The 1546-nt window shown below is 37.5% G+C and carries 3 protein-coding genes and 2 pseudogenes; 4 read left to right on the forward strand and 1 reads right to left on the reverse strand.

Annotated elements, in window-relative coordinates; genetic code table 11:
- The 4 genes and pseudogenes from HNQ69_RS07535 to HNQ69_RS07545 form a co-directional block, all read left to right on the forward strand.
- Window positions 1–213 (forward strand): annotated as a pseudogene (locus HNQ69_RS07535) (lysozyme); the annotation flags it as partial.
- A gap of 11 nt (window positions 214–224) precedes the next feature.
- Window positions 225–452, forward strand: a complete 228-nt coding sequence (locus tag HNQ69_RS07540; protein ID WP_183229403.1) for a hypothetical protein — start codon at window positions 225–227, stop codon at window positions 450–452.
- Window positions 385–591, forward strand: a complete 207-nt coding sequence (locus tag HNQ69_RS08110) for a hypothetical protein (protein WP_246348571.1) — start codon at window positions 385–387, stop codon at window positions 589–591. Before HNQ69_RS07540 ends, HNQ69_RS08110 begins: the two co-directional genes overlap by 68 nt.
- Window positions 584–796, forward strand: a complete 213-nt coding sequence (locus tag HNQ69_RS07545; RefSeq protein ID WP_183229404.1) for a hypothetical protein — start codon at window positions 584–586, stop codon at window positions 794–796. The genes HNQ69_RS08110 and HNQ69_RS07545 overlap by 8 nt, the downstream gene beginning before the upstream one ends.
- Window positions 797–1341: 545 nt before the next feature.
- On the opposite strand, the pseudogene HNQ69_RS07550 reads toward HNQ69_RS07545, so the two are convergent.
- A pseudogene (locus tag HNQ69_RS07550) lies at window positions 1342–1478 on the reverse strand (lysozyme); the annotation flags it as partial.
- Window positions 1479–1546 lie beyond the last annotated feature (68 nt).

Raw genomic sequence — 1546 nt, forward strand, 5'->3', positions numbered from 1 at the left:
GGCAAAGGGTCTTATGTTTTCTCTAACTACCAAACCGTGGAAACGAGAGAGCCAACAGGATTCCTCAAAGTAGAAGCTCTTGCACCGATTATTGGTTCTTTCTCAGGTCTTGGTGGCTTATTGGCTGGAAATGATCCTGTGCAATGGGCACTTGCTGCCATTATGGTTTTAGCGGCATGTGCTGGTATTTTCTTTGTCGCTAGACGCTTTTAGGAGCAACGCTTGTGATCTTATGGATAAAAAGAAATCTGATGGTAAAAGGTGCGGCTTTAGCCACTTTTTTTATGGCTTTAGCAAGAGCCTTTACCCTTGGAAAAAAGGTTCAACAGCAAAAGCAAACAGAAAAGGCTCTAAAGACAGCAACAACACGGCTTGAGGTGGAAAATGAGATTAACAAAAAAAGTGATGCTGATGTACGTGCTGCTCTCTCTAACTGGTTGCGCAACAAATAAATACGCTTCTTCTTGTGTTGGTTGGTTGCCCATTTATTTAGACAAGCAAGATCTGAACGCCATCAGTTCAAACTTAGCAAGAGAGATCTTAAAACATAATACGCAGGGTGAACATTTGTGTGGGTGGAAACATGGCTAGAAACAAAAATGAAAAATACATTGAGCTTACAGAAACAGAAAAAGAAATGCTTCAGGAAATGATACTTACCTACAAAAGTGTGAAGGTGATGTCTCGTTATACGAAATGGATTATATTCATCATCTTCTTATTAGCGATTGATTTTTCACGTCTTATTGATGCATTAGAGAATATTTTTACACAGAAATCAAATATCCGTCTTTGAATGAGATCTAAGACAAATCAAACCTTTCCAAGATGCAATTGAATTGACAGCAATCAAGCTTGCAAAGCACGTATGAACGTGTTTTATGGATGAAAAAGATAAGTGTTTCACGAAACTTGTTTCCATAGATGAATAAAAAACACTTACAATCTAAAAACTGTATGGGCCAAAAACTGTACGGATTTAAATTAAAGAGCCTTGAACATGGAAATAATATTGCATCATTTTTAGGCTCTGATGTCCTTTCCTGCATAACTGATTTACGAAATATTCGATTATGAATGATTGAAATGTTGAGATTATGAATCTCTTTCAATGCATTTAGAATTATTTTGACGATAAATGACTAACGAGGCTGTCTTTTCAAAACAATATTTATGTCATTTATGTCATTATTTTTTGAAGTTATACAAATTTCTCCTCTGCATCTCTCAAAGGTTGAAAGATCAGCACATTTTTTATTTTTTCAACGCTGTATCCTCTATGGCAAAAATGATACTCGATTTTTAGCTTTGGGAGACAAAATCTCACACATTTCATCGTGATAAGCCACCAAGACCTGAGAAAGACCCAATAATCGGTGCAAGAGCTTCTGCTTTGAGGAATCCTGTTGGCTCTCTCGTTTCCACGGTTTGGTAGGTAGAGGAAACATAAAACCCTTTGCCCACAACCCTGGTTCTGCAAAATCAAAAGCGTTGCTCCTAAAAGCGTCTAGCGACAAAGAAAATACCAGCACATGCCGCTAAAACC

Origin of the sequence: Bartonella callosciuri (assembly GCF_014203215.1) — a bacterium.
Taxonomy (GTDB): domain Bacteria; phylum Pseudomonadota; class Alphaproteobacteria; order Rhizobiales; family Rhizobiaceae; genus Bartonella; species Bartonella callosciuri.

Coding starts and splice junctions, on each gene's coding strand:
- HNQ69_RS08110 (WP_246348571.1), top strand. CDS start 385: ATGAGATTAACAAAAAAAGTGATGCTGATGTACGTGCTGCTCTCTCTA.
- HNQ69_RS07545 (WP_183229404.1), top strand. CDS start 584: ATGGCTAGAAACAAAAATGAAAAATACATTGAGCTTACAGAAACAGAA.